23 protein-coding genes are annotated in these 23,096 nt (G+C 43.7%); 7 read left to right on the forward strand and 16 right to left on the reverse strand.

Annotated elements, in window-relative coordinates; translation table 11 throughout:
* Positions 1-87: 87 nt before the first annotated feature.
* From ACFSKO_RS06225 to ACFSKO_RS06245, 5 genes are all read right to left on the reverse strand, one after another.
* A complete protein-coding gene (locus ACFSKO_RS06225; RefSeq protein WP_380249571.1) occupies positions 88-1,458 on the reverse strand; it encodes a glutamine synthetase family protein in 1,371 nt (456 codons plus the stop codon).
* A 79-nt stretch (positions 1,459-1,537) separates the two neighbouring features.
* Positions 1,538-2,590 (reverse strand): TRAP transporter substrate-binding protein, encoded by a 1,053-nt coding sequence (locus ACFSKO_RS06230; RefSeq protein ID WP_380249573.1) that lies wholly within the window; start codon positions 2,588-2,590, stop codon positions 1,538-1,540.
* 135 nt (positions 2,591-2,725) lie between these two features.
* Positions 2,726-4,057: a TRAP transporter large permease gene (locus ACFSKO_RS06235; RefSeq protein ID WP_380249574.1), complete on the reverse strand. Its 1,332-nt coding sequence runs from the start codon at positions 4,055-4,057 to the stop codon at positions 2,726-2,728.
* Entirely contained in the window at positions 4,057-4,566 is a 510-nt protein-coding gene (locus ACFSKO_RS06240) for a TRAP transporter small permease subunit (RefSeq protein WP_380249576.1), read from the reverse strand. Before ACFSKO_RS06240 ends, ACFSKO_RS06235 begins: the two co-directional genes overlap by 1 nt.
* A gap of 1 nt (position 4,567) precedes the next feature.
* On the reverse strand, positions 4,568-5,401 hold the full coding sequence (locus ACFSKO_RS06245) for an N-formylglutamate amidohydrolase (RefSeq protein WP_380249578.1): 834 nt from the start codon (positions 5,399-5,401) through the stop codon (positions 4,568-4,570).
* 234 nt (positions 5,402-5,635) lie between these two features.
* Here ACFSKO_RS06245 and ACFSKO_RS06250 point away from each other — a divergent pair, with 234 nt between their 5' ends.
* A complete protein-coding gene (locus ACFSKO_RS06250) occupies positions 5,636-6,511 on the forward strand; it encodes a MurR/RpiR family transcriptional regulator (protein ID WP_380249580.1) in 876 nt (291 codons plus the stop codon).
* Positions 6,512-6,591: 80 nt separating this feature from the next.
* On the opposite strand, the gene cysE is transcribed toward ACFSKO_RS06250, so the two are convergent.
* Entirely contained in the window at positions 6,592-7,398 is an 807-nt protein-coding gene (cysE, locus tag ACFSKO_RS06255) for a serine O-acetyltransferase (protein WP_380249582.1), read from the reverse strand.
* A 248-nt stretch (positions 7,399-7,646) separates the two neighbouring features.
* Here cysE and ACFSKO_RS06260 point away from each other — a divergent pair, with 248 nt between their 5' ends.
* Complete coding sequence (locus tag ACFSKO_RS06260) at positions 7,647-8,195, forward strand: GNAT family N-acetyltransferase (RefSeq protein ID WP_380249584.1); 549 nt, start codon at positions 7,647-7,649, stop codon at positions 8,193-8,195.
* Positions 8,196-8,238: 43 nt separating this feature from the next.
* Here the strand turns inward: ACFSKO_RS06260 and tcyN are convergent, their stop codons facing one another.
* From tcyN to ACFSKO_RS06280, 4 genes are all read right to left on the reverse strand, one after another.
* The gene (gene tcyN, locus ACFSKO_RS06265; RefSeq protein ID WP_465262311.1) at positions 8,239-9,006 is read right to left on the reverse strand and encodes an L-cystine ABC transporter ATP-binding protein TcyN; all 768 of its coding nucleotides are present in this window, start codon (positions 9,004-9,006) and stop codon (positions 8,239-8,241) included.
* A 1-nt stretch (position 9,007) separates the two neighbouring features.
* Complete coding sequence (gene tcyL / locus ACFSKO_RS06270) at positions 9,008-9,673, reverse strand: cystine ABC transporter permease (protein ID WP_380249586.1); 666 nt, start codon at positions 9,671-9,673, stop codon at positions 9,008-9,010.
* Between the two features lie 31 nt (positions 9,674-9,704).
* Complete coding sequence (gene tcyJ / locus ACFSKO_RS06275) at positions 9,705-10,511, reverse strand: cystine ABC transporter substrate-binding protein (protein ID WP_380249588.1); 807 nt, start codon at positions 10,509-10,511, stop codon at positions 9,705-9,707.
* A gap of 171 nt (positions 10,512-10,682) precedes the next feature.
* The gene (locus ACFSKO_RS06280) at positions 10,683-11,645 is read right to left on the reverse strand and encodes a LysR family transcriptional regulator (RefSeq protein ID WP_380249590.1); all 963 of its coding nucleotides are present in this window, start codon (positions 11,643-11,645) and stop codon (positions 10,683-10,685) included.
* A 360-nt stretch (positions 11,646-12,005) separates the two neighbouring features.
* Between ACFSKO_RS06280 and ACFSKO_RS06285 the strand changes: the two genes are divergently transcribed.
* Entirely contained in the window at positions 12,006-13,253 is a 1,248-nt protein-coding gene (locus ACFSKO_RS06285) for a threonine synthase (RefSeq protein ID WP_380249592.1), read from the forward strand.
* Between the two features lie 70 nt (positions 13,254-13,323).
* On the opposite strand, the gene ACFSKO_RS06290 is transcribed toward ACFSKO_RS06285, so the two are convergent.
* Positions 13,324-13,755: a GNAT family N-acetyltransferase gene (locus tag ACFSKO_RS06290; protein ID WP_380249594.1), complete on the reverse strand. Its 432-nt coding sequence runs from the start codon at positions 13,753-13,755 to the stop codon at positions 13,324-13,326.
* A 121-nt stretch (positions 13,756-13,876) separates the two neighbouring features.
* Between ACFSKO_RS06290 and ACFSKO_RS06295 the strand changes: the two genes are divergently transcribed.
* The 3 genes from ACFSKO_RS06295 (at position 13,877) to trhO (ending at position 15,997) form a co-directional block, all read left to right on the forward strand.
* A complete protein-coding gene (locus ACFSKO_RS06295; RefSeq protein ID WP_380249596.1) occupies positions 13,877-14,254 on the forward strand; it encodes a hypothetical protein in 378 nt (125 codons plus the stop codon).
* Positions 14,255-14,488: 234 nt separating this feature from the next.
* Positions 14,489-14,887, forward strand: coding sequence for a hypothetical protein (locus ACFSKO_RS06300; RefSeq protein WP_380249598.1), 399 nt, complete (start codon positions 14,489-14,491; stop codon positions 14,885-14,887).
* Positions 14,888-15,004: 117 nt separating this feature from the next.
* Entirely contained in the window at positions 15,005-15,997 is a 993-nt protein-coding gene (gene trhO, locus ACFSKO_RS06305) for an oxygen-dependent tRNA uridine(34) hydroxylase TrhO (RefSeq protein ID WP_380249600.1), read from the forward strand.
* A gap of 79 nt (positions 15,998-16,076) precedes the next feature.
* On the opposite strand, the gene ACFSKO_RS06310 is transcribed toward trhO, so the two are convergent.
* From ACFSKO_RS06310 to ACFSKO_RS06320, 3 genes are all read right to left on the reverse strand, one after another.
* Positions 16,077-17,132, reverse strand: coding sequence for a flavin monoamine oxidase family protein (locus ACFSKO_RS06310; RefSeq protein WP_380249602.1), 1,056 nt, complete (start codon positions 17,130-17,132; stop codon positions 16,077-16,079).
* Positions 17,132-17,827: an SDR family NAD(P)-dependent oxidoreductase gene (locus ACFSKO_RS06315; protein WP_380249604.1), complete on the reverse strand. Its 696-nt coding sequence runs from the start codon at positions 17,825-17,827 to the stop codon at positions 17,132-17,134. The genes ACFSKO_RS06310 and ACFSKO_RS06315 overlap by 1 nt, the downstream gene beginning before the upstream one ends.
* Positions 17,828-17,943: 116 nt before the next feature.
* Positions 17,944-18,711: an SDR family NAD(P)-dependent oxidoreductase gene (locus ACFSKO_RS06320; protein WP_380249605.1), complete on the reverse strand. Its 768-nt coding sequence runs from the start codon at positions 18,709-18,711 to the stop codon at positions 17,944-17,946.
* Positions 18,712-19,039: 328 nt separating this feature from the next.
* On the opposite strand from ACFSKO_RS06320, the gene ACFSKO_RS06325 reads away from it, so the two are divergent.
* A complete protein-coding gene (locus ACFSKO_RS06325) occupies positions 19,040-19,798 on the forward strand; it encodes a sterol desaturase family protein (RefSeq protein WP_380249607.1) in 759 nt (252 codons plus the stop codon).
* 5 nt (positions 19,799-19,803) lie between these two features.
* Here ACFSKO_RS06325 and ACFSKO_RS06330 read toward each other — a convergent pair whose 3' ends face one another.
* Together ACFSKO_RS06330 and ACFSKO_RS06335 are read right to left on the reverse strand one after the other, a co-directional pair.
* A complete protein-coding gene (locus ACFSKO_RS06330; RefSeq protein WP_380249609.1) occupies positions 19,804-20,700 on the reverse strand; it encodes an alpha/beta fold hydrolase in 897 nt (298 codons plus the stop codon).
* Positions 20,701-20,974: 274 nt separating this feature from the next.
* The gene (locus tag ACFSKO_RS06335) at positions 20,975-22,414 is read right to left on the reverse strand and encodes an aldehyde dehydrogenase family protein (protein WP_380249611.1); all 1,440 of its coding nucleotides are present in this window, start codon (positions 22,412-22,414) and stop codon (positions 20,975-20,977) included.
* Between the last annotated feature and the right edge of the window lie 682 nt (positions 22,415-23,096).

Raw genomic sequence — 23,096 nt, forward strand, 5'->3', positions numbered from 1 at the left:
GTGGGGGTTTAACGTCTGGCTTGCTTATTTTTGTTTGGGAAGACGGCTTACTCAGACGCTTAGTTAGTGTTCGCTAAAACTGATGTTTTACGAGCGTTCAAAACCACGGGATACTTCCCAGTCGGTTACGCAACGGTCAAACTCTTCTTGCTCCCATTCTGCAGCGCGGGTGTAGTGCTCAACAACATCATCCCCCATAGCCGCACGGAGCATCTCTGATTTGTTAAGGGCAATTGTTGCGCCCCGAAGAGTATTCGGAATAGAGCGAGCACTTTCAGAAGCGTAAGCATCGCCTTTAAACTCTGTTTCGAGTTCGCGTTTGTTTTCAATACCGTCGATACCTGCGGCAAGAAGAGCAGCCATGGCAAGATAAGGGTTCAAGTCGGAACCTCCAACACGACATTCTATACGAATGGCTTTAGAGTTCTCTCCACATAGACGATAACCTGCTGTGCGGTTGTCTTTACTCCAAATTGCTTTTGTTGGAGCAAAGGTGCCTTCTGCAAAGCGCTTATAAGAATTAATGTAAGGAGCCAAGAAATAGGTCAGGTCACTGGCGTTGTGGAGTAAGCCAGCTACATACTGCCGCATTAAATCTGACATGCCGTATTGACCCTTGGGATCGTGAAACAGTGACTCTTTACCGTCTGCAGACCAAAGAGACTGGTGTACGTGAGAAGAACTTCCCGCTGCATCATTGTGCCATTTTGCGAGGAAAGTTAATGCCTTACCTTTTTGCCAAGCGATTTCTTTACAGCCATTTTTTATAAAAGCATGGTTGTCGGCAGAATTTAGGGCGACATCGTATTTGACGTTAATTTCTTCCTGTCCGGCAGAGGCTTCCCCTTTGGAACATTCAACAACGATGCCAGCATCATGCAATCCATTACGGATTGCGCGCATAACATTTTCCTCCTTGGTCGTTTGGAAGATGTGATAGTCTTCGTTATATTTTCCGAGGGTTTCAAGGTTATGATAACCGTCTTTTTGAACCTCTTCGTAAGATTTTTCAAAGAGATAGAATTCGAGTTCTGAGGCCATAAAGGCCTTCATACCCATTGCTTCCAAACGGGCGACCTGTTTCTTGAGAACTGCGCGCGGAGAATGGGGAACTTCTGCATGGGTTTCATGGTCGAGAACATCGCACATGACAAAGGCGGTGCCTTCAAGCCATGGAACGCGTCTTAAAGTGCTAAGGTCAGGCTTCATGGTGTAATCACCATAACCTGCTTCCCAGCTTGTAGATTTATAACCGTCGACTGTTTCCATCTCCATATCAGTTGCGAGGAGATAGTTGCAGCTGTGGGTTTCTGAGGCGCCAGTCTTAACGAAAAAGTCCGCATGGAACCTTTTGCCCATGAGGCGACCTTGCATGTCGACAAGACAAACAAGAACAGTATCAATCTCACCGCTGGAAACGGCTTTTTTTAGATCTTCAAAGGAAAGGTTACCGGACATTGGTTTAACTCTTATTTAGTGGTGTTATTAGGTAAAGGTGCCACAGCCCGAACTTCGGGCTGTGACCTCGTATGATGGATTAACTGTAACGGTAAGGTTTACCAGCTTTTTCCATTGTTTTTGCGTATTTCTTAAGGATGTCAACAACACGCTTTGAACGTGGGCTTTGCTCTGCAACTTCATCCCAGAATTTGTAAGCTTCTGCTTCAACAGTCGCCCATTCTTCATCAGGAATAGTTGTAAGCTCAAGCTTAGTACCTTCGGTACGAAGTTGTGCTTCGCCACCCCAATACCAATGTTGACGGTAGTAGTGAGAGCTATCCATGCAAAGTTTGAAAAGAGTTTTCAAGTGCTCAGGAACTTCATTCCAACGATCTTCGTTGGCAAAGAAAGAACCACACCATGCACCGGAAATGTTATTGGTGAGGAAGTACTTGGTCACATCAGCCCAACCAACAGTGTAATCTTCGGTGATACCTGACCAGGCAATCCCGTCGAGCTCACCTGTCTGCATGGCAACTTCAATGTCTTCCCATGGCAGTGTTACAGGAACAACGCCAAAGCGTGATAAGAAACGGCCCGCTGTTGGGAAGGTGAATACACGCTTGCCTTTTAGATCTTCAAGGCTACGAATTGGCTCTTTTGTCGCAAAGTGACATGGATCCCATGCACCAGCTGAAAGCCACTTAACGCCTTCAACTTCATTATAAGCTTCTTCCCAAATCTCATTCAGACCGTACTGGTTAAATAGAACTGGAACATCGAGGCTGTAACGTGTGCCGAATGGGAAGTAGCCACCGAAAATTGAGACATCTACTGGTGCGGCGATTGAATCGTCATCGCTTTGTACCGCATCAATAGTGCCTTTTTGCATGGCGCGGAATAGCTCACCTGTTGGGACAAGCTGATCAGCGTAAAACAGTTCAATAACCATTTCGCCATTTGCTGCTTTATTAAAAGCATCGATAGCAGGTTTAATTACATGCTCGCCCAACGCAGGACCTGCGTAGGTCTGAAGGCGCCACTTGATCGTGGATTGAGCGTGAACAGCTGGTGCTGCTAACGCTGATGCACCCGCGGCACCGACAGTGGCTAGGCCTGCCTTTTTAATAAACTCGCGTCTATTTGTCATCGTAAAGATACTCCCTGTTTATACTCATTAATAACCAGAAGGAATTCCGGTTGGTGTAAGCTCTTTCGTTGTTTCGTGTCGTTTAGTCTTCACTTGTTTTTTTTATTTTAACCTCCTGTTTCAATTTATACTTTGTCATCCCGTATAATTTGCTTTGACGTACTCTGGTAACCAAAGAGCAATCTCAGGGAACGACATAACAATCACTAATGCGAAGATCATGATTAGTACAAAAGGAATCACGGAGCGATAGATATCGATTAGTGAAATTTCAGGCGGTGCCATGGCTTTCATCAAAAAGAGGTTATAACCAAATGGCGGTGTCATATAGGCAACCTGGACTGTAATTGTATAAAGCACGCCATACCATATTGGGTTAAAGCCGAGAGCAATGACCAACGGTATGTAGAGTGGCGCAACAATAACCAACATTGCCGTGTCATCGAGGAACATCCCCATAACGATGTAGGAAAGCTGCATGAGGATGAGGATTTCCCAAGGGCTCAAGCCCCATTTCTCCAAAAACAGGCTTTCAATTGCTTTGACCGCGCCGAGGCCATCAAAAACGGCACCAAAGGCGAGGGCTGCGAGAATGATCCACATAAACATACAGCTGATGCCCAGTGTCTGCCGTATTGTTGTTTCGAGAACCTTAAACGTTAGACGTCTTCTGAAGATCGCGGCAAGCATGGCGGCTGTGGCGCCAACGGCAGAACTTTCAACCAGGCTGGTTACACCCGCTACAAAAAATCCTGTCATGAAAACAAAGATCAAAAGAGGGAGGATACCAGCTTTTAAAAGAGAGAGCTTTTCGCCTAAAGGAATATTACGCTCTTCTTTTGGAAGTACAGGGCCAAGTTCTGGTTGTAAGCGACATCTGACAACAATGTACACAACAAACATCACAGCAAGCATTAAGCCAGGAACCGCACCAGCTAACCATAGTTGACCAACGGGTTGACGCGCGATCATACCATAAAGAACCAGCACAACACTTGGCGGAACGAGGATGCCAAGAGAACTCCCTGCTTGAATGACACCTGTCACCATAACCTTGTCGTATCCCCGGCGTAACATTTCGGGGAGAGCAATGGTGGCGCCAATAGCCATCCCGGCTACACTCAGTCCATTCATCGCTGAAATCAGTACCATAAGGCATATGGTGCCAATTGCGAGCCCGCCATGGATGGGCCCCATCCAGACGTGAAACATCTTGTAAAGGTCGCCAGCAATACCAGATTCTGATAGCATGTAACCCATAAATACAAAAAGAGGCAGAGTAAGCAGCGGATACCAACTCATTAACTTTGACGCGGCGGTAAAAGGCATCTCTACACCGCCTTCACCCCACAGGAAGAGAGCTGCAATAGCTGCAACAAACCCGATCGCACCAAAGACGCGTTGACCAGTTAGCATCATGACCATCATGGTCGAGAACATCAGTAATGCGATTAATTCATAACTCATTACAGTGTTACCCCTCTGGCTTTTGCCAGATCTTTAAAAAACGTTGCAGTTGCTTGTAAAAGCATAAGGACGACTCCCAATGTCATAATTATTTTGATGGGAGCTAACGGGTATTGAATCAATGTACGCGTTTTTTGCCCAACCTCGATTGTGTAAACCGTGCTTGAGATGGCACCAATCAGAAGTACGACGAGATAAAACACGAGGAAAATCGAGGTGAACGCATCTGCGCCTGCTTGGCCTTTTGGAGACCAGCGACTATAGAAAAGATCCATACGCACATGAGCATCCTGTTGCATGGAATACCCACCACCAAGAAGATAATAGGCAGACATCAGGAATTGGGAGATAGTCACAACTGAGTTTATCGGCGTATCAAATATTGTTCTTGAGATGGATGAATAAAGAAGTAGGCCAATCATCAAGAAAATTAGATGCATCGTGACAAGCCCTGTAAACTTGTTTAGTGCATCTACGCCCCGGACGTAGGATTTTATTATATTGGGCATTTCAGTTTCCCGTTATTATCGGTTTTGTTATGGGAGCTGTTTGGCTGCTAGGTATCCCAAGACTGTTTTTGGCCTGAATAATTGCCTGAACCAATAGGGTGGCTACTTCTTGTTGGCTTTTTATATCAGAAATTAAGTCATTTCGTATTTCAAGCATAACGTTCATCAGCCCACGTGGTAAAGCATGCTCTGTTAAAGTATGAGTTACCCCATCATTGGGTGCGTATGGCTCATTCAAGCGTAAATCATAATCGTCAGTTGCGAGTGCAAATGATTTAATTAAGGCTTTTGCAAATCGATCATCCTGATCATGAAGGAACCCAATCTCGACATCTCGTTTCACCCCTTTATATGTAGGGGTAAAAGAATGGACTGTAATAATTACAGGATTGTGTCCTTCAGAAATCTTTTGGTCGAGGCAAGAGGAGAGAGCCTTGCGAAAAGGCACGTAAATTTTATTAATTCTTTCGTCGCGCTCTTTTGGGGAAAGGTGACAATTTCCAGGAATTTTAAAGATTTCACTCTGAGCCGGCATCGCATTATGAGCTTCAGGAGGACGATTGCAGTCATAAATTAATCTGGAAATGCACTGTTCCACAAGCGGAGCGTTCAAACTCTTTGATAGAGCTTGTGCGACAGCAAGTGCACCTGGGTCCCATGCTATGTGCTTTTTCAACACGTCGTCTTCAAGGCCAAGATTGTTGTATTCTGGTGGTATATAGTTCGATGCATGCTCACAGACGATAACGAATTCTCCATCACCAGACAGGTTGGTTGTCTTAACCACACTATCAGCTGATGATTCGCCTGCGGATTTTGTTAACTTACTCGACAATAACTATACCCCTGGTGCTTTTGTTTTGATATTTTTGAAATTATATTTTCAGAACCAAAAAAAAAGTCAAGATATTTTCTGAAAAGATAATTTCAGAATATTATTTAGTGGAGATATTTCTTCATTTGTGTTTAGAGTGGTCATTCTTTATCAATCTATTGGCTTTATCAGTCTATTCGCGCGTAAACTTTTGGCTATGGGCGCAAACTTCCGCAGGAAATAGAAAATCTGAAAATGGATGAAAATCAAAACCTTACTGTCGCAGAGCGCATTCGGAATAAGTTTGATAACTTAACAAGAGCCGAAAGACAGTTGGCAAATGCCATGTTGGAAGATTATCCAGTTTCTGGTTTGGGAAGCATCACCGATGTGGCCGAGGCATCGGGGGTTTCTACGCCGACTGTGGCACGGATGGCGCGAAAAATGGGGTTTTCTGGTTTTCCTCAAATGCAAGCCCAGTTACGCACTGAGCTTAAAGCTACAATTTCAAATCCGATTGCTAAACATGAGCTCTGGGCCCAGAACGTTCCCGATACGCATATCTTGAATCGTTTTGCTGATTCGGTGATGGAAAACATGCGCCAAACGTTACGCCAGATAAATCCAGAAGATTTTAATGCCGTTGTTTCTCTTCTCTCTGATATGGATCGAGAGATCCACGTCGTTGGAGGACGTATTACCCGTTCCATGGCAGACAATTTTTTCACCCATATGCAGGTCATGCGCTCTGGCGTGACTTTGGTTGCGCCAAACTCAAATACCTGGGCGCACTATGTCTTGAATATGAAAGAAGGGGATGTTTTGGTTGCCTTTGATATCAGGCGGTATGAGCACGATATTCTTCGTTTGGCAGAAGTGGCGAAATCACGCGGCGTAAAACTAATCCTCTTTACCGATCAATGGGGCTCTCCTGCGGCGAAGCTTTCTGCTTATAGCCTGAACTGCCGGATTGAAGTGCCCTCTGCTTGGGACTCTCTCGTGGTGACCTTATTTTTGGTAGAGGCCATTATTGCTGCGGTCCAAACGAATACCTGGGAAGAGACCAAGAGCAGAATGAAAACTTTGGAAGAACTGTTTGATCAAACCAAGATGTTTAAAAAGTTTATCTAGAAATACTAAAACAGGCGAACGTATGAAACGCTCGGCCTGTCTTAATAATAGTGCCTTAGTAATAAATCGGCTGATGTAGATTAATCAAGTCTGGGGAGACTTTGATCCATTTCACGGGCTGGTTGCGGGCAACAGCTTCCCACGATTTTAGCCGGAACGCCAACCGCTGTGCAGTGGGCGGGAACGTCTTCAAGAACAACGGAAGTTGCACCAACTTTTGCGCATTCTCCAATTTCGATATTGCCCAGAATTTTTGCACCAGCACAGATCAATGCCCCTTGGCGAATTTTAGGATGCCGATCACCAGTGCCTTTACCTGTTCCTCCAAGAGTCACGTTTTGGAGTAAAGAGACGTTATCTTCAATAACCGTGGTTTCACCAATGACAACACCAGTGCCGTGATCAATCATGATGCCCTTACCAATGCGGGCGGCAGGGTGGATATCAAGGCTAAAGACTTCAGAAATTCGATTTTGTAAGAAGAGGGCAAGAGCCTGCCTGTCGTTATTCCAAAGCCAGTGACTTAGGCGGTAGCATTGCAAGGCATGGAAACCCTTGAAGTATAAAAGTGGTTCTAGATGCGATGTACAGGCGGGATCACGCTCGTATACCGCCAAAATGTCTGCGCGAATTGAAACTGCAATTGAAGGATCCGCTTCAAACGCTTCTTCGAAAACTTGACCTAGAAGTTGTGCTGGCACGGCATTGTTGCCAAGCTTTTCAGCTAATAGAAAGCTTATGGCTTCTTCCAAACACCTGTGGCTGAGCATTGTCGATTGTAGGAAACCGGAAAGGACGGGTTCCTTTTTCATCATCTCTTTGGCTTCTTTTCGAATGTATGACCAAATGATATCGGTGGTGTCTGCTCGCTCAGCGGTATAGGCCATTACTTTTCCTTTGGTGTTGCGTTTGCCTAACGTAACTATAGTACATTGATATAGTAGAGTGGTTAATGATTTTAAATGATTTTTTGTGATTGGCTTTATTTGAGGACATGATGATTTTACTGCTGCTGAGAAATTAACGTGTGATTGAAGTCAATTAAGCCATTTTTGAAATTATTGTGCTTTTGGAGTTTTAAGATAGAGTGGGGCAAACAATTTTAATTTTTCTTTTGAGTATTTAGCAAAATTTCATGACAGATATAAATACTTTTTTAAAATGCCTTCCGTTTGAAACCGAGAGACTTCGTATTCGTCAATATCGTTTGACAGACCTTGTTGAGACTCTTCGAATGAGCCAAGACCCTATTTTGAGAAAGTGGACGTTATCAGGCGTATTTAACGATGAAGAGCATAAAGAATATGTTTCGAAGTCGAGCTCTGATAGTCCTAAAGACTTCATCCTTGAAGATAAATTGACTGGTGCAATTGTTGGAGAGATGACTTTTCACCTCTGGACTGCTGAGCGTACTTGGGAAATAGGTTGGTTGGTCTTGCCGTCTTGTCAGGGCCTAGGATATGCCAGCGAAGCTGCTAAAAAGCTAATCGAAATTGGTTTTGGCACTATGGAATTACACCGGATTATTGCCAAGGCGACCCCGGAGAATAAGGCTTCTTGTAGGGTAATGGAAAAAGTTGGTATGAGGAAAGAGGGACTTTTCAAGCAATGTATCCCCCGCGAAGACGGGAGTTGGTGGGATGAGATTTGTTATGGAATCCTGGCAGCGGAATGGAAGCCATAGAGATGTTATAAGTGAACTATCCTCTGTATTTAACAAATATCTGTTATGTTTCTTGAAGAATTTTTTTCAAAAACTTTTTGGTTCTTTCTCGTTTGGGTGAAGAGAAAAGCTCCTTTGCAGGGGCCTCTTCAACAATTTGTCCATCGGCCATGAAAATAACACGGTCAGCAACATCTCTGGCAAAAGCCATTTCATGAGTTACGATAACCAAGGTGCGTTTCTCGCTTGCAAGATCACGAATGACTGACAGAACTTCGCCAACAAGTTCTGGGTCTAAGGCAGAGGTCGGTTCATCAAAAAGGACAACTTCTGGTTCCATTGCAAGGGCACGCGCGATGGCTACCCTCTGCTGTTGTCCACCAGAAAGCGCTGAAGGGTAAGCATTTTCCTTATTTGCTAAACCAACTTTTTTTAAAAATTTTCGTGCGCGTTTTTCAGCTTCGTTAATTTCTTCTTTCTTGACGATGACGGGGCCTTCTATGATGTTTTCCAAAACGGTTCTGTGGGGGAAGAGATTGAAGTTCTGGAAGACAAATCCAGCGCGTTGACGCAAGTCGCGTATTGCACGTTTTTGTTTTCTGACATCAACAGCCGTATCGATAGAGATATCAGAAATACGTACCTTACCAGCATTTGGTGTTTCTAGAAAATTCAAGCATCTCAGTAAGGTGGTTTTCCCTGATCCGCTCGGACCAATAATGGCAAGAACTTCGCCTTTTTTTACCTTGAGATTGATATCTGAGAGGACGTGATTGTCCTCAAAGGATTTTTTGAGCCCGGTTACTTCGATCATGGTGTTTGTGTTTGTCATATTAATTAGCCCGAAGGTGGCGATTGGATCGCTTTTCCATTTTACTCTGAAATCTGGATATCACCGTAGAAAGTATCCAGTAGATAGCCGCCGCGCTTAAGTACATGGCGAAGACTTCGTAAGTTCTTGCAGAGATAAGTTGTGCCTGTCGAAATAATTCTGGTACTTGAATTGTTGCTGCTATTGCAGTGTCTTTCAACAGGCTGAGGAAAGTATTGCCAATTGCGGGCAGAGCAATGCGAATTGCCTGAGGTAGGATAGAGCGCCGCATAGCTTGGGCAGGCGTCATGCCTATTGAATAAGCTGATTCCCAGTGACTTTTATCAACTGATGCAATTGCGCCACGCAGAATCTCACCAGTGTAGCCGCCTACATTCAGGCTAAGGCCTAAAAGAGCTGCAGGGATCGGGTTAAGCCGAATACCAAATTCTGGAAGGCCATAATAAATAAGGAATAACTGTACAATAAGTGGCGTACCACGGATGAATGACACGAAAAACATCGCAGGCCACTTAAGAAATACTGAGGGTGATAAATGCATAAAAGCAATAACGAAACCCAATGAGAGACCGAGTACCATAGATCCGGCGCTAAGTCCTACGGTAAACGCAGTTCCCTTAAGTAAAAAGGGAACTGCGCCGAGTAGTAAATCGATCATGACATCCATGGTATTATCCGAAGTGCTATCATTAAGAGTGTTACTTCGTCGCGTCTAGTTGAAACCATTTCTGAGAGATAGCAGCCAAAGTACCGTCAGCGCGTAATTCATCAAGGCCTTTGTTAAGTGCTTGAAGAAGTGTTTCGTTGCCCTTGCGTAAAGCCACGCCCATGCGTTGTTTGTCAAAAGGTTCTCCCGCAGCAACAACTTTACCACCAGAATTTTTCAATAGATAGGCAGCTGCCAAGCGATCATTCAAGAAGGCGTCCAGACGACCGACAAGCAAGTCCTGAAGTTTTGTGGCATTGTCATCGTAAGTTGATACTTCAGCATCGGGAACGTTTTCTGATAACCATTCTTCATAGTTGCTGCCCAAACCCACGCCGACATATTTACCCGCGAGATCAGTTGGGGTTTTGAAGTCGTCTTGTTTGTCACTACGGGTAATAACCTGAATACCTGACACGGTATAGGGTTGTGTGAAGTCATATTTTTTCTGGCGATCTTCGGTAATGGTTACCTGATTTGTGATGATGTCAAAGCGTTTTGTTTCAAGGCCTGCAAGCATGCCGTCCCATTTTGTTGGTACAAATTCGGCATTTACACCAAGTCGTTCGGCGAGTGCTTTTGCGACATCAACTTCGAACCCAACGAGTTTTCCGTTTTCGTCCTGATAATTAAAAGGAGGATAAGTGGCCTCAAGGCCAATCAATATGGTTCCACGTTCTTTGATTTCAGTTAACAGGTCTTTGTCGTTATCAGCGCTTGCTTGTGTATAAGAAAGTCCAAGAAATGTTGCCACAATCGTGGCGACGGATAGTAATTTTTGTAGATGAGATTTGGTCATAACGAGGTCACTCGAAAGTTATCTGAAGGAATGTATTTACGCACATATGTATCATCAAATTCGTATTTACAAGTTATTTCACATATAAATTGGTATTTATTTTATTATTACAATTATGTTGTGTGTTATTGGGGTGAGTCGCTAAATTCTTAACATCTGTTTTTATGAAACTTAAAAGAATTTTATTTCCTCAATAACCCAGGGCATTTTTTTTGTTATTTCTGCGAGAGCAACGTTTTTGAGATGCTTTTTACAAAGGTGAGCGAGTTCTTTCGGCAATTTACCAAGCTCCTTGTTGCGCGCTACGAGAGAGATGTCTCTATGAAAATTTGTAAAAGGAAGGGGGATTATTTTTACATTTTTCAGAGAGTGTCGACTATCAAGCAATCCTGTCGGTGTTGTTAGTGTCCAGCCACGGCCCGCAGCGATTAAAGGCATGATTGCCCGGGTCGTATCTAGTTCAAAACGATGTGGGATATTTAAGCGTAGGCGTCTCAGGTGTTGTTCTATGAGGCGACTGATGGGCAACTTGGGGCTGTATCTGATAAAGGGTAACTTGTCATAAAGTTGTTCAATATCATCGGCTTGATAAGGAGAGTTTTCGGGCAAAGCCATCAAAAAAGGTTCACGGTAAAGGGGATGGCGTTCCATATTGTCGACATCTATCATAGGGTCCATGGTAATGATGATGTCAGTGCGTCTGTTTAAAAGGGCATCGCGGTGATCGTCTGTCTGCCCACTTGTTATTTTAATACTACCTTTTGGTAATATTTGACCAATTTTGTAGGTAAGTTCGGGCACGAGCGTATCGGCAAGTGTGTCAATCACAGCAATCCGAATTTGATTGAGCGGAACAATGTTGATTTTCTGTAAAGTGCTCCACATGATGCCAACTTGATCCAGAACTTGCTGTGCATATTGAAAATAAGTATGCCCGGCGGGTGTGGGCGCCAGAGGTCTAACTGTTCGATCAAAAAGAGTGGTGGAGAATAACCGCTCTTGATTAGAAATGTGCTGGGATATAGACGATTGCGTCATGTTTAAGTGCTTTGAGGCTTCAGACATGCTGCCCTTTTCGACGACGGTTACAAATATCTCCATAGAACGAAGGCTCAACCCTTTGGTCATATTCATAGATTACCTCTATTTTTCTGTAATGCTTTATGGGTCAATTTAGTTATTCTTACATGCAATCATATTAAGTTAAACTAATAGTGATGCCTAAACGAGATATTTCTTACCTTATGTATTATGTGAAATTTTAAATACCTTTATATTTTAGTGTTGAAAAATCAATAAATTATAATTTGTTAAGTCTGATGATCAATGTTGTCGAGGTAAGTTTTTGAAGCTCTCAACTTAAGAAAATTTTATGTTGTTGGTTAAATAAAATGACAAAGCTTTTAATTGTTAAGCCTTCCCGGCATGATTTCTTTAAAATGAAATTAGATACAAATCTGGCTTATGCTAGAAGATCATCTTTGGGAGAAGGTAATGTCACAACGTTTTATTTTGGACCCGGCAGTAGAGAACGATTTTCCTAACTTTGTCACCCACCTAGAGTGTTCCTACACGGGAGAGATCCTGCCTGCTAATCAACTTCATGGATTGTCTCCTGCCGGAAAGCCAATTCTTGTGCGTTATGATCTTAAGGCTTTGTCTAACGCTGTGACAAAGGAAGAACTGGCAAAACGTCCCGGTGGTTTTTGGCGTTACAGAGAATTTCTTCCAGTTCGGGAAACAAAAAACATTGTGAGCCTTGGAGAAGTGATGACGCCTTTGATTCCTTTACGAAAACTGGCTGGAAAAGGGGGAGAGCTTATTGTCAAAGATGAGGGACGTTTGCCAACAGGGTCTTTCAAAGCCCGAGGGCTGGCACTGGCTGTTGCCATGGCAAAGGAACTTGGAATAACGCGTTTGGCGATGCCAACAAATGGTAATGCTGGGGCGGCTATGGCTGCTTATGCCACACATGCTGGTATTGAAACCACGATTTTTTGCCCAGATGATACGCCGGAAGTCAACGTTTCTGAGATTGAGTACCAAGGAGGTAAAGTTTACCGCGTTAATGGCTTGATCAATGATTGCGGTAAAATCGTCGGTGAAGGGAAAGAGCCTACTGGGTGGTTTGATTGTTCTACTTTAAAAGAGCCTTACCGGATCGAAGGTAAGAAAACCATGGGACTTGAACTAGCCGAACAGTTAGGTTGGGAAGTTCCTGATGTTATTTTCTATCCGACAGGTGGTGGGACAGGTCTTATTGGTATGTGGAAGGCCTTTGAAGAGCTGGAAGCAATTGGTTGGATTGGATCAAAACGTCCTAAAATGATCGCTGTGCAATCCACTGGATGTGCGCCTATCGTAAAAGCTTACGAAGAGGGTGCTGAGCATGCGCCATTGTGGGAAAATGCCTTTACGCATGCGTCAGGTATTCGGGTGCCAATAGCGGTTGGTGATTTCCTTATCTTGAGAGCTGTTAGGGAAAGTGGCGGATTTGCCATCGCGGTGACGGATGAGGCGATTGACAATGCTCAGGCGGAAGCTGCGCGGGTAGAGGGTGTTTTACTTTGTCCTGAAGGGGCTGCGACCTATGCCGCTTACAAACAGTCCCTGGTTGATGGTCGTATCAAATCGACAGATCGAGCCGTTCTTTATAACTGTGCGACAGGGCTTAAATATCCGATGCCGCCTATAGCACGTATGCTAGATAAGAACCAACCGATCGATTATTCCAAAATTTGATATTCGGGGTTGATAGAGGAGTGGGCGACCACTTCTCTATCCTTTGTCTCTGATTTTGGCTTCAGCTTCTTTAGGCGTTCTCATCACCGGAATGGGTATAAGAGTACTGATTTATGTCTTTACGTAGAGACCATCCTTTTGCCGTCCAAAACGTGTTTGCTAGGCTATTATCTTTAAAGACAAATATATGTGTCTTATCGATGCCAATATTTGCTAGGGCAGATAGGCATCGTTGAAACAGCTTTTCTCCTAAACCTTGATTGCGTGCAGTGGGGGAGACGATGAGGTGTTGAAGATAACCTCGACGACCGTCGTGACCAGACATGACACAACCGATAATTTTACCCTGCGATTCCGCAACAAAGCTGAGGCCAGGATTTCGATCCAGATAAATTGTCGTTGCTTCTTTTGAATCTGCCTCGCGCAGAGTGACACCAGGCGTGCAGCTAAAAAGCTCTATTAATTGAGGATGATCGGACAGAGCCATTTCGCGGATGTACATTTTTATCTCTTATAAGTAACAATGTTCCGTTTAAGTATGTTGCCTGTTTGCTTGAGCACAATACAAGATTTTCTTGTAATCATAAGTTTGACAATTATTGACCAAATTATCATTATAAATTATGGAAATCTGTAAATTTGGTTATCTGTTTTTACCTCTCCTTCTGGTGATCTCCGGATGTGATGAAGAGCACAACAATTATGACTTTAAAATGATTTCAATAACCAAGTCTAATATCGGAATTAAAAACCAAGGATTAAAAGATATTCAGGGATGTGATATTCTGATCAATGGCTCCAAAGGGTTTCGTCACGAACCAGGAAAATCGGCCTTTGCCGCTGGTGAGAGTCGGATGTTTTCTCTAACGAGGTTTTATAGTACTGGCCATAGACAGTTTGATCGTAGAGTGGATCAAATCGGTGCAATATCTGTTAGCTGTTCTCGTCCTAAGATTAGTGTTCAAGTTTTTGATAGCAGTGGAAATTTAACAAATTTTTAATGCAGTCTCGCAGTTTCTTTCCAAAAATTAAAAGCAACCGATAATCCTGTAAAAATAATTTTAAACAGGCGAATTTCTATCTACATATTCTTGTTGCTTCGCCTAGATCCGTCTTTGTCGAAAGGTGGGAGTAAGCGTTCATAATATCTCTAAAATGCAAGATGAAAGATCTGGACGTTGCTTTTATCTTATTTTAGATAGTGTTCTACTTTTGGGGGTATAAGTTAAAAAATCATGATGATATTTAGTCGATGTAATTTGCTGCCTTATGCTTTCTTCACCTTAAGCGTATCTTTGTTGAGCGGCTGCCAGGGGGGAGACGGCGACTTTGACTTTAAGCTCACAGCTTTGAGTAAGTCCAGCGTTGCTATTAAAAGCGAAGACAGTCGGGACATCGAGGGCTGTATTATCATGATTAACGGGGCTCAGGGGTTTTGGCATGAACCTGAGCAATCGACGTTCCTCGCGGGGCAGAGCAGAGTGTTTTCCATGCAGCGGTTTTATGACACGGGGAAAAGACGTTATAATCCCAAAGTTGACCGGATTGAAAAAATATCTGTGAATTGTGCGCGGCCAAAAGGGCGCAAATTGGTCTTTAATGCTAATGACACCTTTAGCACGTTTTTGAATTAGAACATTTCCGATGTGGTTCTATTTAGACTTGGCTTGATCTCGTTGAGGCACTTTGTTATATAGCCGCCACATATTTGTAGCTCTGGTTTTACGTTCCAGCCCGCACAAGGAAGAAAAATGTCTAAAGTTATCGTTTCGGCACTGTACCATTTTGCCGTATTGGAAGACTTTGAAAGTCTCCGTGAACCTCTTCAGAAATTCATGACGGAACATGGTATCAAAGGTACCTTGTTACTGGCACGTGAAGGTGTTAACGGTACCGTCGCTGGATCGCAAGAAGGCATCGATGCTCTTCATGCTTATATTCGTGCCGACGAGCGCCTGAGAGGTGTCGTCACCAAAGAATCATCCCACGATGAAATGCCCTTCCACCGAACCAAGGTTAAGCTCAAAAAAGAGATCGTAACCATGGGGGTCGAAGGCATTGATCCCAACCATATCGTCGGGACTTATGTAAAACCCAAAGACTGGAATGCGTTGATTTCCGACCCGGACGTGGTTTTGGTCGATACTCGCAATGATTACGAAGTCGGGATCGGGACGTTTAAAAATGCAATCGACCCGAAAACTGCAACTTTCCGTGAATTCCCAGCCTATGTTGAAGAGCACCTTGGGGATGCGAAGGACAAAAAGGTTGCGATGTTCTGTACCGGCGGGATCCGGTGTGAAAAATCAACCGCCTATCTCAAAGAACAGGGCTTTGGCGAGGTTTACCATCTCGAGGGTGGAATATTAAAATATCTCGAAGAAGTCCCTGAGGAAGAATCTCTCTGGGAAGGCGAGTGCTTTGTTTTTGATAGCCGGGTTGCTGTGAAACACAACTTGGAAAAAGGCATTTATGACCAATGTTTTGCTTGCCGGATGCCCATTACAGAAGAAGACAAAAATAGCCCTCACTATCTTAAAGGAATATCCTGTCATCATTGTTATGGGAACCTGAGCGAAGAGCAGAGAAAACGTTTTGAAGAGCGCGAAAAGCAGATCGTCCTCTCTGAAAAACGCGGTATTAATCATATCGGTGGTGACGTGGCTTCTATGGCTGAAAGACGTCGAGGGTCGAAGCAGCTTAAAAAAGAGCAACAGAAAAAAATCACCCTCGGTGAAGCCTAACGGTCATTCATGGTCAGAGTTCTGATTTGATCGTTTTTTACGAAGGAGAAGTTCCGTGCTTCTCCTTTTTTATGATATACTATGTGATATGGGCGATTGCATCATCTGCTGCGATCAGAGCGCCTTCGAGGTAACCGCCCTCTGAACTTGCAACCTCAGTGCCTGTTAATATCAGTTGATTATTCCACAAGTTAGTCAAAGCTTTTGGTAAGCCATAGCTGGGATGGCTTTGTAATGGTTCCATATCCTCTTTGGTTGCTGTGAATTGATCTGTGCTCCAGTCCTTGATTGTAATCTCTAACGGCGCTGGGGTATCGGTTCCATAAAGACGTTCAATTTGTTGCTTTATAAGATGTTTGAGTTTTATTTCGCCGATCTCTTTACGCTGCCTTGGTGTACCGCCAATAAAGCCGAAGAGAGCGTAGGGCGCATCTTCGGCAGCAGAGGCGTCGTGTATCTCCACCAAGGGACCCAGACGACTAAAGGCTTGGCCGGATAGTTTGTGATCGCGCCAGAATGGGGTCTCAAACTGGATAGCAGCCTTGGCTTGTCCCGCCATCCAGGTCGGGATGGAAGTCATTTTTCCGAGGGCTTCTTCATCCAGTGTTGGAGTAAAGGTAATGTGCTGTGCAATCAGTCTCGGAGGAAGAGCAAGAAAAACTCTTTTTGTTGTAATGGGGCTGGTATTGTTTGAAGTCTTAAGGCGCACTTCTATCCCGTTATTGGTATGGGATAGAGCCGTTACATGATGACCTAATAATATCCTATCTGTCGAGATTTCTGTAGCAAGACCTTCGATTAAACGCGAGGTTCCATCTTCTAAACGGTAGGAAGTCATTTGGTATTGCTGAGAAGGGATGCGTTCAGATTGAACGTTTGGATCTTCATAGAGGATGTCGCCTTTGTTTTGTTGTTCAAAGGCGGTGATACCGAGTTCTTTTGCCAATTTTGCTATGCGGTGCTGACCGGGCCAAAACCAGGTTGGTCCCAAATCTACTCCTCGGTGATTGTCTATGCGTCCGCCTAGCCGATCTCTGGCTTCGACCAGAAGGAAGTCTTCTCCCCTTTGGGTCAGCTGGTACGCCAGATACAGACCACTTAAGCCGCCACCGATAATGAGGTTCTCAGTCTGCATCAAAAGCTTTCCTGATAGGGGCGAAGGTCCAGTTCTTGGCTCCATGCTGATTTGGGTTGCTGGATAATGTGCCAATAGGCTTGAGCAATATCCTCGGCTTTCATCATCCGTGCTTGATCTAGTCCGTGAAGTTTTCGGCTTTTATTCGTATTGATGATGCCGTCCAAGATGACGTGAGCAATGTGAATGCCCTGGGGTTGGAATTCGCGGGCAAGAGATTGGGTGAGGCCGCGCAGGGCAAACTTTGCAGAAGAAAAGGTCGAGAAATTTTTACCACCGCGTAAACTGGCCGTTGCGCCTGTTACAATAACCGTTCCTTCACCTGCCGTAAGCATATGGGGAAGTGTTGCCTGAAAAATATTTACTGCGGAGTGCACCATAGCGTCCCAAGTCGCGGAGAATTCTTCTGCTTGGGTTTCAAGAAACGGTTTGATCACAAGTTGTGCCGTGTTGTGAATAATAACTTTTGGAGGGCCATACTCATCTACAAACTGGCGTGTCGCGTTTTCGACAGAAGCTTTATTGCTAAGGTCAATTTGTTTGAAGTGAATATTCGGATTTTCAGTCTTTTCCTTGGGCTGTGATCTGGATAGTGCGATGACTTCGTAATTTTCTTCGGCGAGTTTATACGCGAGTGCCATTCCGAGGCCGGGGCCTGCTCCAGCTATAATTGCGAGAGGCTTGTTTTGAGGCATGGTTCAGTCCCTGTTGAGTGGCGTGATAAGTTGAGTGTGTCACAAAAATATCGACCGGGCTTTTACTTTCTTGTTAAGTCAGGATAAGCCAAAACCCAGCCAATATCTATCGAGCCTTAGTTTCTACCCGCCATTACGCCGCCGTCAGTATCCCAAATAGCACCTGTAACCCAAGCTGCTTGTTCGGAAAGTAAGAAATTTATCACTGCGGCGATATCCTCTACACGACCAACACGACCAATCGGATGGAAATCATTAAAGCCGCCCGTTAAGGTGTTTTCAATTTGATCTGGTTCTATAAAGGATCCAAATATTGGTGTGACGACAACAGCGGGTGACACCGCATTAACACGGATATTGTGATCTGCAAGCTCCATAGCAAGATGTTGGGTGAGGGAGTGTAGGCCAGCTTTTGCCATAGAGTAAGCAGAAGAAGGTGTCGCTTTGATTGCTTGTTTGGCCCACATGGAGCCAATGTTAACAATGGAACCGCCACCGTTGGCTTTCATATTTTTGGCAACGGCTTGAGTAATGAAAAACAAACTTTTGTTGACCTGATGGTACCCGTCGAAATCTTCAGTTGAGTGCTCTAAGAAAGAGACTGGTTTGAATGTTCCGGCTGCATTGACCAGGTAAGAAATATGGCGAGGTTCATTTGAAATATTTGTAATAAATTTAACGACTTCTCGGTTAGATTTAAGATCTACAGAATGAAGGTCTATTGAACCTGATCCTGACGTTTCCAATTCTGCTTTTACACTTTCAAGTTTTTCTGGGTTCCTTCCGACAAGAATTAAATTTGTTCCATTATCACGCAGCTTCTTGGCTGTTTCTTTTCCCATGCCGCTAGAGCCACCAATTATAAGAGCTGTATTTTGTTTCATTAAATTATTCCAATCTATCAGTAGGTAGGTATTTTGTTTTCTTAAGATAAAGTTCGTAGATTTGAAGTCAAGAATTTTATCTATCAGTAGGTAAGCTTTTTAGGTTTTGAAAAGATAACTAAATTATTCAGGACTAAATAGGGGCCTTGTTGAATACCTGATATTGCAAACAGCAATGGCGTTATTGTTTAAAAATATAGAAAGTACATTTACTCAATATGTTGCAATTTTTAGTTGATATCGTAAACTCAATGTGAATACAGAAAGAGGCTCGGATTGCTTTGTATTCTTGTATGTTTAAGTAAAATATTTTGGATACTAGGTATAGATGTGGATTAATATTGTATTAGAGTATTGGCTTGTATCTCCTTGGTATATAGCTCTTGTAATGGCAATTTTTGTTCATTTGGGTATTTATTTTTTAGGAGGAATAATTGGTCAAGTCTTAACAACTAAAATTTGGCCGAAAATGGGAATTGGTTGTATTATTGATCAGTATCCTGCCAGATTGGGGCAAGTTCAAAATGAAATTAAAAAAGGTATTATGGCTTGTTTTCTCTTTGGTGTGGTTACGTTATTCTATCGTCATATAACGATAGGGCTTTGGCCAGAATCATGGATAATTGCATTGGTTCAATTTGTGGTTTTTTTTATTTATTATAATCTGTACGCTTATCTTTCTCACAGGTTACTACATACAAAGTATTTAATTAAATATCATGCGGTTCATCATAGCTCTGTTAGGGTTACACCTTGGTCAGGCTATAATGTACATCCTGTTGAAGCTTTGATAATGGCAGGGATATTACCGATTTTTATGTTCTTTGTTCCTTTGAGTATAGGAAGTGCATTTGTAATTCATACTTTGGGAATGATGTTTACAACTTGTATTCATTGTAACTATGACCTCGTACCACAATTTTCTAAAAAACATTGGTTTCGCCAACTCGTCAATGATCCAGCTTTTCATCGACTACATCATACCAAGGGTGATGTAAATTATGGCTTTGGGCTCAGTTTCATGGATCGTATCTTTGGCACTTATGATCCTGATATGTTTGATGAATTGGATTTAAAAAGAAGATAAAATTCTTAATCGTTGAAAAAAGGAATTAGGCATTCAGTGACCGCTTTTGGATTTTCTTCTTGAGCAAAGTGGCCACAATCAATGGCTTTCCCTTGAACGTTGTTAGCCCAAGATTGCCATAAGCCTAAAGGGTTGCCTGTACTGGCGGGAAATCCGTTTTTAGCCCAAAGGAAAAAGAGGGGGGCCTGAATTTTGTTGCCAGCTTTGCGATCTTGCTCATCGAGTAGGCGGTCTATGGTCGCACCAGCGCGGTAGTCTTCGCATAGGGCATGGATATGTTTGGGATCTCTAAATTGTTCACGGTAACTTTCAAGGGCAGTTGGGGCGAAAGCATCCAGACTGTGGTTCTTGGTCCAACTCTTAAGCGTCCATTCAAGATATTCAACCGGATCGGCCGAAATCATCTTTTCTGGCAAGGGCGATGGTTGGGCCAGAAAAGTCCAGTGATAGGCTTTTAGCGCCATTTCAGCATTAAAGCGTTCCCACATATCTGCGGTGGGAACAACTTCTATAATGGCAAGGCGTTCAACTTTTTCCGGGTGATCAAGGGCCATCCGGTAAGTTACTCTGGCTCCTCGATCGTGACCGATAACACCGAAATGGTCATGTCCAAGGTGGGCCATAAGCTGGACCATATCCTTGGCCATTTCCCGTTTGGCATAAGGTTGATGTTGATCGTCCGTTTTAGGTGTCCCGCTTTGCCCGTAACCTCGCAAATCCGGGATCACACACGTAAAGTTATTTGCGAAAATCGGTGCAACCTTTCCCCAAGTCGCATGGGTTTGGGGATAGCCATGTAAGAAAAGCAGTGGTTTCCCTTCGCCTGCGGTATGCACACTTAATTCCACGCCATTGACGGTTATAAAACTGTGAGTGAAACCGGGCAGGGTTGAAGATTGCATCTGCTTTTATTCTTTCTTATTGAGAGGACATAGAGAGCTTAAAGAGTATAAGCAAGAAAGGCATTATTTTTTGTTGTTATGTTTAATGTGGGGCACAAACCAAGTTGAATTTTCATAGACGCATCGTGTGTTACAGGGCTCAACTCTAAGGAGTTGTCAAAGGGGACTCAGAAGTAGGTTATGCTTCTAAAAGGCCTGTAAGAAGCTGTATAGAAAGCCCTGTCTCATTAAAGTTAATGGGACAGGGCTTATGCCGAGATTAAATTAACGCAAACTATCCTGCTACGTTATAGCCAATAATTGCTTTGATCTCCAAGAAGTCTTCAAAACCGTATTCACCCTTTTCCCGGCCATTACCAGATTGTTTATAACCGCCAAAGGGGACATTGTAGTCCCCAGCGGAATTGTTAATGATAACCTGTCCTGCTCGTAGCTTTGAAGCGACACGACGCGCACGTGGCAGATCACTGGATGAGACGTAGGCTGCAAGTCCATAAGGGGTGTCATTGGCAATCTGGATCGCCTCTGCTTCATTGTCGTAGCCTATGATGCTAAGAACAGGACCAAAGACTTCTTCTTTAGCGATCGTCATGTCATTTGTGACGTGACTGAAAACGGTCGGCTTTACAAAATATCCTTTTTCGCACCCTTCTGGTTTATCGGTTCCTCCACAAACCAGTGTGGTTCCTTCATCTATAGCCTTCTGGATAAGGCCTTTGACTTTTTCGTACTGTAAGTCGTAAGCGATGGGGCCCATGTTTTTGTCAGCATTGGTTGGGTCGCCAACCCGCAGCTTTGAAACAGCTTTTGCTGCAACCTCAGCTGCTTCTTCCATACGGTAGTGGGGAACCAGCATACGCGTAGGGGAGTTGCAGGACTGCCCGACGTTACCCATACAGTGTAATGTGCCTTTAAAAACGGCTGTTTCAAAATCAGCGTCGTCTAGAATGATATTCGCTGACTTGCCGCCGAGTTCTTGAGTAACACGTTTCACTGTTGGCGCTGCCGCTTTGGCAACCTCAATTCCAGCACGAGTTGAGCCTGTGAAGGAAACCATATCTACGTCGGGGTGTGATGATAGGTGTGCGCCGACGATGATGCCGTTACCGTCTACGAGGTTGAATACTCCTTTTGGAACACCTGCTTCGTGTAGGATTTCGGCAAAAACGTGAGCAGAAAAAGGCGCTAATTCTGATGGTTTTAAAACGCAAGTACAACCAGTTGCCAGAGCAGGGGCGACCTTGGCTGCAATCTGGTTAATTGGCCAGTTCCATGGTGTGATAAAAGCGCAAACCCCGATAGGTTCTTTGAATACGGTGGTGTTGTCGGAAAGCTTATTTTCAAAATTGTAGTTTTTAAGAGCCTCGTATGCTGTTCGAAGATGTCCCAGGCCACAAGGGGCTTGATCATCTATGGCAAGCTTCTTTGTCGCTCCCATTTCATCTGTGATGGCTTGGGCCATGTCAGGCATCCGGCGCTCATAGATTTCAATAATCCGGGTCAGTAATTCTAGACGCTCAGATTTTGTTGATTGTGAATAGCCATCAAATGCCCGTTTTGCTGCTGCAACCGCGCTATCTACATCTTCGTGCGTGCCCTGTAATACTTCACCAACGGTTTCTTCTGTTGCTGGATTTATGACCTTAATGACATCTCTTTCATCTGAGGGGATAACCCAGTTGCCATCGATGTAAAATGCTTTGTAATTGTGCATAATTGATATCCTTAAGTGCCCCAGTAATGTCGAATTTTGTCATAAGACATGATGTTTTGTCTGGGATGTTTTTTAGTTTGCCTGATCCGAAAATTATCTTCTGCCTATAAGTGTGAATAAGAATGCGGAGGTCAACACTCATTGTGTCAATTTAAAATTTTGTCTGTTGTCGACGGCCAGGACGGTTCTTTTTTATTAAACGTATTGACGGCTGGTGCATATTTATCTCAGTGTTGTAAAAATGCACCGCTCAATATTAAGTTGTAATTTTGAGTAAAAGGGGGCTTGGCAACTTTTAACTGCGGGGCTAGAAGTTTTCTGTGATTTACTTTAAGCTTTAGAAGGAGCGTTTTATGACCCGTATTTTTGCCTCTGCATATACACGCACGAGTGCATACGGGATTCGTACGCGCACAGCTTATGTCACTCGTGTTTCCAAGTTTACTTATATCGGTTGTTCTCGCTGCTGAATGAGTAAAGTGCCCAACCTTTTGGCACGGACTGTTTGGAAATAGTAATTCACCTTTTTGATAACTTCTTTGACATTTTTCTTCTCTTGATTGTAGTGCGTCCTTGCCTGTGAGGTATGGCTTTCTTTTTCAATGAATGGGGAGAGGATAAGCATCCGTTGCTCTTCTTTGGGCTGGGGAAAAGTGTAATTGTGGTTAGCGATATAGAATAT

Origin of the sequence: Kiloniella antarctica, from assembly GCF_042682825.1 — a bacterium.
Classification (GTDB): Bacteria; Pseudomonadota; Alphaproteobacteria; order Kiloniellales; family Kiloniellaceae; genus Kiloniella; species Kiloniella antarctica.

Coding starts and splice junctions, on each gene's coding strand:
- ACFSKO_RS06225 (WP_380249571.1), bottom strand. CDS start 1,458: ATGTCCGGTAACCTTTCCTTTGAAGATCTAAAAAAAGCCGTTTCCAGC.
- ACFSKO_RS06230 (WP_380249573.1), bottom strand. CDS start 2,590: ATGACAAATAGACGCGAGTTTATTAAAAAGGCAGGCCTAGCCACTGTC.
- ACFSKO_RS06235 (WP_380249574.1), bottom strand. CDS start 4,057: ATGAGTTATGAATTAATCGCATTACTGATGTTCTCGACCATGATGGTC.
- ACFSKO_RS06240 (WP_380249576.1), bottom strand. CDS start 4,566: ATGCCCAATATAATAAAATCCTACGTCCGGGGCGTAGATGCACTAAAC.
- ACFSKO_RS06250 (WP_380249580.1), top strand. CDS start 5,636: ATGGATGAAAATCAAAACCTTACTGTCGCAGAGCGCATTCGGAATAAG.
- cysE (WP_380249582.1), bottom strand. CDS start 7,398: ATGGCCTATACCGCTGAGCGAGCAGACACCACCGATATCATTTGGTCA.
- ACFSKO_RS06260 (WP_380249584.1), top strand. CDS start 7,647: ATGACAGATATAAATACTTTTTTAAAATGCCTTCCGTTTGAAACCGAG.
- tcyN (WP_465262311.1), bottom strand. CDS start 9,006: ATGACAAACACAAACACCATGATCGAAGTAACCGGGCTCAAAAAATCC.
- tcyL (WP_380249586.1), bottom strand. CDS start 9,673: ATGGATGTCATGATCGATTTACTACTCGGCGCAGTTCCCTTTTTACTT.
- tcyJ (WP_380249588.1), bottom strand. CDS start 10,511: ATGACCAAATCTCATCTACAAAAATTACTATCCGTCGCCACGATTGTG.
- ACFSKO_RS06280 (WP_380249590.1), bottom strand. CDS start 11,645: ATGAATATGACCAAAGGGTTGAGCCTTCGTTCTATGGAGATATTTGTA.
- ACFSKO_RS06285 (WP_380249592.1), top strand. CDS start 12,006: ATGTCACAACGTTTTATTTTGGACCCGGCAGTAGAGAACGATTTTCCT.
- ACFSKO_RS06290 (WP_380249594.1), bottom strand. CDS start 13,755: ATGTACATCCGCGAAATGGCTCTGTCCGATCATCCTCAATTAATAGAG.
- ACFSKO_RS06295 (WP_380249596.1), top strand. CDS start 13,877: ATGGAAATCTGTAAATTTGGTTATCTGTTTTTACCTCTCCTTCTGGTG.
- ACFSKO_RS06300 (WP_380249598.1), top strand. CDS start 14,489: ATGATGATATTTAGTCGATGTAATTTGCTGCCTTATGCTTTCTTCACC.
- trhO (WP_380249600.1), top strand. CDS start 15,005: ATGTCTAAAGTTATCGTTTCGGCACTGTACCATTTTGCCGTATTGGAA.
- ACFSKO_RS06310 (WP_380249602.1), bottom strand. CDS start 17,132: ATGCAGACTGAGAACCTCATTATCGGTGGCGGCTTAAGTGGTCTGTAT.
- ACFSKO_RS06315 (WP_380249604.1), bottom strand. CDS start 17,827: ATGCCTCAAAACAAGCCTCTCGCAATTATAGCTGGAGCAGGCCCCGGC.
- ACFSKO_RS06320 (WP_380249605.1), bottom strand. CDS start 18,711: ATGAAACAAAATACAGCTCTTATAATTGGTGGCTCTAGCGGCATGGGA.
- ACFSKO_RS06325 (WP_380249607.1), top strand. CDS start 19,040: ATGTGGATTAATATTGTATTAGAGTATTGGCTTGTATCTCCTTGGTAT.
- ACFSKO_RS06330 (WP_380249609.1), bottom strand. CDS start 20,700: ATGCAATCTTCAACCCTGCCCGGTTTCACTCACAGTTTTATAACCGTC.
- ACFSKO_RS06335 (WP_380249611.1), bottom strand. CDS start 22,414: ATGCACAATTACAAAGCATTTTACATCGATGGCAACTGGGTTATCCCC.